This is a genomic window from Flammeovirga aprica JL-4, assembly GCF_012844305.1.
Lineage (GTDB): Bacteria > Bacteroidota > Bacteroidia > Cytophagales > Flammeovirgaceae > Flammeovirga > Flammeovirga aprica.
Genome location: NZ_JABANE010000110.1, coordinates 20,897 through 27,680 on the forward strand (window position 1 = coordinate 20,897; position 6,784 = coordinate 27,680).

Here is a 6,784-nt window from a genome sequence, read left to right on the forward strand (position 1 = left end):
ATTAATCGTGATGCTGTGTTGTGCCTGATGTATTTGATGGTCCAAATAAGTTGATATTGAATTCAATTTTATTTGTCTCCACACAATTAGTAAATAAAAGTTCATTGTGTACTTCCTGACATTGGTCTACGATTTCTATTCGTATGTAAAAACCTTCTTCGACCTTAATGTCCAATTCCCTATCCGGAATACTTTTCTTATTTTTCAATGTAAAAGGCTCATATAAAAGATCTTGCTGTTCTTTATCCCTGCTTATAGTATAAGTGATATCATAAGGTGGAAAACCGCCATTTACTACTGTATTCAAAGAAAAAATGGAGTTTTTTCCTTCATCGCAATTCATACTTATTGCCTCTAATGTAGAATTAGAATCTAGAGGAGGTGCATCTTCCAAGTAATGAAAGACTAATGAATTACGACGTCCATATTTCTCTTCCAACTCTAGAATATAATCTTCCCCTTTCTTAAGTAATGGCATATCTGACAACTTGAATTTCAATCTGTTTTTTCCATAACTCACCTTTTTTTTCACCTGTAATAAGGAAGATGAATAATTGGAAGTATAGATTGTTACTGTCACCTCTTTATTGTGTCTATACTTTTCCTGATAAAGTATAGATAACTCCTCCTTAATTTGAAGTTTCTGTTTTGTTTGCTCACCCGAGTTAAGTTGCACAAATGTATCTTGAGCATAGAGAGCGGTTGAAGTAATAAGTAGAAGAAAAAGTACTAATTTCATTTTTAAAAAGTTAAAAAGCCTGTGCTAAAATTCCATTTGTCATTCATTGTAAAATTATTGTCATTCTGCAGTACATTGTATTTTACAGAAAAAGTCATTGTTACCAGATTAAACAGAGGCACCTTTAAAACAGGTCCTACTAACACTGTATGTTCCAGCTGTTTAATATCATTTTCATAGACAATACCTTCCTTGTTGTATTCAGAAATATAATAATCTACCCCTATTGATAGATATCTTATTTTCGAGTTGCTATACTTCAAAGAGGATTTGAATGCCCATTGTGTTCTGATAACCTCATTTTCATAATTAATATTGAATGCCGGTCCAGCAAAAACAGACCAGCCATAACCTAGTTTTACTCCCAGCGTAGGTTCCAAATTGAAAGACAAAGGTTCGTAGCTGAGCATATTTATATCAAAACTTCCCAAAAGGTATTCAGGAAGTGTCATTCCTTTATTTTTGATGATGTACTCTTTCACCTCATCTTCTTTTTTCTTTAAAGAACTAAGTTGGTTTTCCACGTCATCAATTTTCATTTCCTTTTTCGCCCTTTTAATCAGTTTATTTTTCTCTTTCAGAATTAATTCAGGATCATTATTCATCCCGTTCAAACTGTTCAAAGGAAGTGAATCACTTAAAGAAGGCAATCTGGAGGCTAAATAGTTTTCCATCTCTTCATTCTCTAGTAAGCTCTCCGTCTCTTTTAAACTTTCCCTGACTTTTCTAATTGGACCCAGATCTAGTTCTTTATATCTAGATCTGTTTTTTCTGTAGAGTGAATCTAAAAATGTCATACTTTCTTTGGCCTTCTTGAAATCGTGATTCTTTTCCAGCTTTTTTAATTTCTGTGTTAGAATTTTTCTAGCATGCTTTGTAGAAGTTTGCCTCAGCAAGTTTTCAAGAGAGTCTACTTTATTTTCATACAATTTCAAATTCAAATAGGTCTCCTTATAATATTCTATAGAATCCATCTTGGAGTTATATTCAGCCTGAAATTGCTGTATTTCTTGATTCTTCTTTAACTTCTCTTTCAGTTCTTTTTTTCCTTCCTCTAGTGCTTCTGTCTTATGCTGTTCAACATCTGGCATTTCAGTTGTTTGAGCATAAATAGTGGAATTCAATAAGAGATAAAGAAAAAATAATAGTAAACTACTTTTAGAAATAATATTCTTTTTCATCTATTAATGAGTAGTTAAACTGTGCATTTCCTAATAATTTATCTTGAATGATCAGCAGAAACTCCTCTTCTTCATCCAACTCTTGAGCAGGGAACAAAAGGTTAAGACGGTAAGAATTTTTTTTTGCAAAACCAGACTCAATCGTATAGTATTCTGTTGTAAAGCGTTTTTCACCCTGTTGCAGACTACAATTTCCTCCAAGCTGAAAAGCGATATAATCCTTCAGCTTTGTAGGCGTATAAGATTCAATAAAAGCTTTAGGCAATGTAATATCAATCAAGAAAGAAGTTGTACCCTTTAATTCTTCCAGGTCTTGAAAATATCTTTTAGACTTAAACCCTTCCAATCCATTTTTTCTCAAAGCTTTGTAACGTGGAGGTACACAACTCACCTTATATTGAATATCTCCAGATTTTTCTGTTTGAATCAGATCATTTTGAGGATTTTCTACCCAGCTGATATAATCTTGAGGTCCATTACAGGAAAAACAGATCAAAAGAATACCCAACGCTATGCTTTTCTTTAAAAGGTTAATCATCATCATTTCCTTTACTATTGACAATTGTAAAATACCCTTTATTAGATAGTAACATATATGACTTATCTGCTTCTGAAGAGGACTTTCTTAAAATCAAAAAACCATTAATAGTATACTTTTTATTATTTTTCTCAATTGTAAAAATATCAGTATCGGTATTTTCTATTTTAGTATAAGCATTAAAATCCTCATTCAACTTTCTTTGACTTTCATTTAATTCGTTACCTTTAAAACCTCCCAGAATACTCAATCCTTCCGGAATCATATACTCTTCTATATCCACATTATATATGGTAGTATTTTTCACCCAGATCTTATCATTAGACTGAGCATTTTCAATTGCCGTTTTTAATGAACGATATGGGGAATTCCAGCTTTCTCCTGTTCCATCTTCTACTGCCTCTGTATCGACATATAATATATCATCATCATTGATTTCAATATCCATTGGAAAAATATTGAGGTCTTCCATCAATAATGAATTGGTGTTTTCTTCAGGTATTAATAATCCATCTAATAATTTCAATGATAAACCATTTAATTCTACATTCTGCCCAAATCGGATATTACCAATAATGATTGTCTCATTTTGTTCTCCTTCAAAATAATTGTTTCTAGCACTTATCGATGTTTCCAGCTTTTCTGAAAAACCTCCATAAATTTTTACAGATGATGGAATAATCAGACTTTCATCAGATGATGAATTATATACCCCTTTCATCACCCATAGCTCATCACCTGCAGTAGCTTCTCCCAAGGCAGAAGCAAGATCTTTGTAGGCATTATTCCAAGACATTCCCCCAAGATCATTGGATTCAGACAAGGAAGATACATAGATCACTTTTGAGAAAGAGTCCGATGAATACAAAAGTGCTATTACCATTATGAATATATACTTCAACCTCATCATACTTAATTATTGGGTAAGTCTAAACGCTTTAACAAATGCTCTATCACCTCTGACTGTTGCTTCAACAATTTTTCCTGCTCAACAATCCTGCTTTTATAATCTTCTAGCTGTTCTTTTTGTTGTTCTACTAAAGTAGAAATAGCATTAACTTCATTGTTTTGCTCAATTAAGTATAATGTTAGTTCTTCAACTTTTTGCAGTAAACTTGCATCCATTTCTGCCACACCTATTCCTTGGCTCTCCATTTCTTTGGCAGATGGTATATCAGGCAAATGCTTGTTAAGCTTAATAAACTGATCTACTTCTTCCAAAGATCGAAGCGTATAGCTCTCCTCAAAAACGTAATCAGGCCATTGTCCAGCTGTTCTTACCTGCACACCCTCAAAAATGGCTTTTCCTGCAACTGAAAACTCATATCCTTCTGGTATTGTACTATTTTTCCCTATACTAGTTTTAGCATTTAATGTTATCTTGCGGGTGTCAAATTCACCGTAAACTAGAGGAGCTTCGTTATCATTATTATGAATGTAGAGCTTGTTATTTCCTGATTCATTAAACCCTGCTTGATAACCTAAAAATACATTATGAGAACCCGAAGCATGTTTTCCACTCTCAGTCCCTACATAAGTATTATTTGCTCCGCTATAATTATATTGACCACTTTTACTACCTATAAATGTATTATTATGACCTTTATTATGATAACCACTAGATTTTCCTATCAAAGTTGAATGATTTCCCTTATTAGAATATCCACTAGATTTTCCTATTAGAGTTGAATTATTTCCCTCATTATTTTTTCCGCTATTATATCCCAACATTGTCGAATTATAACCTTCATTATTATAACCACTGAAATACCCTACCATTGTACTGTTATCTCCAATATTATTATAGCCGCTAGAGTTACCTATAAAGACCGTAAAATCTCCTTCATTCTCTTTACCACTTGCATTTCCTACCATTACATTGTAATTACCTGTATTATCATACCCACTTGAATTCCCAATAAGAGAGTTATTAATGCCAGTATTATTATAACCACTAGAATACCCTACCATGGTGGTGTTTGAACCTGAATTAAGATAACCACTGGAACTACCAATTAGCGTATTATAGTTACCATTATTACTAAAACCACTGGAATGTCCCAACATCACATTATTTTGCCCCGAAGAGGAATGACCACTATTGTTACCTATCATAATATTACTGAAACCAGTACTGCTGTAAGCACTGTAATAACCAATTGCAATTGCTTGATCACTTGTATTTTTGAATCCGCTATAATACCCAATCAGGGTGCTTTTCGCTCCGGAATTACTCATTCCACTATAATTTCCAAATAGTGAACTATAATTACCTCTATTTGCATAACCTGAGTTATAGCCTATTATAGTCGAATTTGTTCCTGAATTATTAAGACCGCTATTGGTACCGTATTTCGTTACGTTTTCCTGTCCGTAAATGACATTAGCGAGCATAAAAAAATGGATATAAAAAAATATTTTCCTCATCATTAAAATAATTTGCTAATTCTTCAACATATAAGTCCCAGTTTCTAAACATCAGTTTGGAATTATTCACCTGATTCATCTTTACTTATTATTCTCAAATTTTAGAGATGATAAGGTTTAACAATACTGAAACCCAATAAACTTACTTATATTCTTGAGCGACCTAGTTTGTCTAAAGTTAATTACCTTCGTTTTTACTGTCTTCCTCCTCCTCATCTCTCCGTTTTTTATCGTTTTCAGCTACTATCTCTTCATGTTTTCTCTTTTCTTCTTTTGCTTCCGCTGCATGACGGTGCTTTTCTTCTTCTATTTCTCTTTTATGTCTCTTTTCTTCTTTTTTTATTTCCTTCAAAACCTTTTGTTCTATTTGGTAGGTAGTTTGATTAGACATACTATCCTGTTGATGATCTTGTGCCTGAAGTGCTGTAGTTGAAAAGATGAAGAAAAAGAATAAACTAAATCCTTTAAAACAATTTTTATAGCTCATTTTGATATATTTAAAAATTACATTTTTTGTTTTTGATGATCTATTCTAGTTCTCTTCTGCATAAGTAACTGTGGATCGCTGATTGGAATTATATAACAGAATTTTGAACTTCATCAAGTTGTTCCTTATGATAACAAGAAAACATTAATGAAAAATATTAGTTCTATCATAAATAGAGAATGTTTAGTTTAATAACTACTCAAAACAGTTTGTATCTCACCATTGAATTGTTAAAGATTATAATATTAATGATACAAAAAGACTTCTCAATTCAATGTTGTATTAACAGAGTTTCACCAATTACTACATATTATAGATAGAGGGCTTATTTAAATTAGTCGTTTTTTGGTTAAATAATTATTAAAATAGTCATCTAAACTTTCCTGAAAGTTATGTTAAATATGTCATAGTACCTTTATTATTGTTGTTAATATTATTGAATTGACTAACCCTAAAATAATATTAAACATTATCACGGTTAATTATTTATAGTCCTAAATTTAACTCTCAGGTTATGTAAACCAACACCAATCTTTATTAAAAGGTCATATATGTTAGGCGACCTGAGATATATTTTTTGACTTAGAATTTTTAATCTTTTTACTCCTGAAAAAGCATGTTCAACTTTGATTCTCAAACTTGATATCCCCTTATTTATCTGTTTCTGTAGACTAGATGTTTTTTTATATTTTGATGTTTTATATGGAAGAATAATATTTTCATGCGTTTTATCTGTCCCTAAAAATCCCAAATCAACAAGTATATTTATAGAGGATTTTTTAATCACTAGATCATCCCATATACTTTTATCATGTACACTTCCTTGGGGATTTCGCAAAACCTTCAAAACTCCTAATTACTCTTCATTTTTAAATCGTATGAATATAAACAGTTTAAAAATGAAGAGTATATTTTTTCAACCCATATTTCACCAAGAGATAAAAAAGCACAAAGAAGACCTATTAGTTGCTCTCCTCGTAATAAAAACCCTGATTTTAGTACCTTCATCAGGTTATAAGATATAGTAAATAACAGCATTTCTGTATTTGCATTTTTCTTTCCTCTAAGACGAAATGAGTCAAATTTGAGGTTCTTTTTTAAATGTCCAAAAACAGTTTCAATATCATGTCCTCTCATTTTACTTCTCTTTTTCCCTTCTTTTGTTTTGAGGTAATAAGTAGCTTTAGCACGTAGTCTATTTGCGTTTTCGGATATCGCTATCTTCCTGTACTGAGCTGCTGTACATTTACTTTTTATTGGACATCTATCACACTTTTTACATTTATATTCGTGAATAATACTTTCATGACCGCCCTTATGAGTCTTAGTAAACTGCCGATACCATTCTAATTTTTGATCATTGGGACATAAATAATAATCACCATCCTCATGATAAGGCATATTATTAGCCT

At 31.8% G+C, this 6,784-nt stretch carries 8 protein-coding genes; all 8 read right to left on the minus strand.

Annotated features, from left to right (window positions below; translation table 11 throughout):
* Position 1: 1 nt before the first annotated feature.
* Positions 2-739 carry a hypothetical protein gene (locus HHU12_RS27315; protein ID WP_169659914.1) on the minus strand — a complete coding sequence of 246 codons (738 nt, stop codon included), beginning with the start codon at positions 737-739 and terminating at the stop codon, positions 2-4.
* A gap of 2 nt (positions 740-741) precedes the next feature.
* A complete protein-coding gene (locus HHU12_RS27320; protein WP_169659915.1) occupies positions 742-1,920 on the minus strand; it encodes a hypothetical protein in 1,179 nt (392 codons plus the stop codon).
* Entirely contained in the window at positions 1,898-2,458 is a 561-nt protein-coding gene (locus HHU12_RS27325; RefSeq protein ID WP_169659916.1) for a hypothetical protein, read from the minus strand. The genes HHU12_RS27320 and HHU12_RS27325 overlap by 23 nt, the downstream gene beginning before the upstream one ends.
* On the minus strand, positions 2,451-3,341 hold the full coding sequence (locus HHU12_RS27330) for a hypothetical protein (protein ID WP_169659917.1): 891 nt from the start codon (positions 3,339-3,341) through the stop codon (positions 2,451-2,453). The genes HHU12_RS27325 and HHU12_RS27330 overlap by 8 nt, the downstream gene beginning before the upstream one ends.
* Before the next feature lie 29 nt (positions 3,342-3,370).
* Complete coding sequence (locus HHU12_RS27335; RefSeq protein ID WP_169659918.1) at positions 3,371-4,852, minus strand: autotransporter outer membrane beta-barrel domain-containing protein; 1,482 nt, start codon at positions 4,850-4,852, stop codon at positions 3,371-3,373.
* A gap of 211 nt (positions 4,853-5,063) precedes the next feature.
* A complete protein-coding gene (locus tag HHU12_RS27340; RefSeq protein WP_169659919.1) occupies positions 5,064-5,372 on the minus strand; it encodes a hypothetical protein in 309 nt (102 codons plus the stop codon).
* Positions 5,373-5,850: 478 nt separating this feature from the next.
* Positions 5,851-6,219, minus strand: coding sequence for a transposase family protein (locus HHU12_RS35965; protein WP_394353211.1), 369 nt, complete (start codon positions 6,217-6,219; stop codon positions 5,851-5,853).
* Positions 6,220-6,224: 5 nt separating this feature from the next.
* Positions 6,225-6,784 (minus strand): transposase (locus HHU12_RS27350; RefSeq protein WP_205960005.1); only part of this gene is annotated, 560 nt, incomplete at its 5' end.

Coding starts and splice junctions, on each gene's coding strand:
- HHU12_RS27315 (WP_169659914.1), bottom strand. CDS start 739: ATGAAATTAGTACTTTTTCTTCTACTTATTACTTCAACCGCTCTCTAT.
- HHU12_RS27320 (WP_169659915.1), bottom strand. CDS start 1,920: ATGAAAAAGAATATTATTTCTAAAAGTAGTTTACTATTATTTTTTCTT.
- HHU12_RS27325 (WP_169659916.1), bottom strand. CDS start 2,458: ATGATTAACCTTTTAAAGAAAAGCATAGCGTTGGGTATTCTTTTGATC.
- HHU12_RS27330 (WP_169659917.1), bottom strand. CDS start 3,341: ATGGTAATAGCACTTTTGTATTCATCGGACTCTTTCTCAAAAGTGATC.
- HHU12_RS27335 (WP_169659918.1), bottom strand. CDS start 4,852: ATGCTCGCTAATGTCATTTACGGACAGGAAAACGTAACGAAATACGGT.
- HHU12_RS27340 (WP_169659919.1), bottom strand. CDS start 5,372: ATGAGCTATAAAAATTGTTTTAAAGGATTTAGTTTATTCTTTTTCTTC.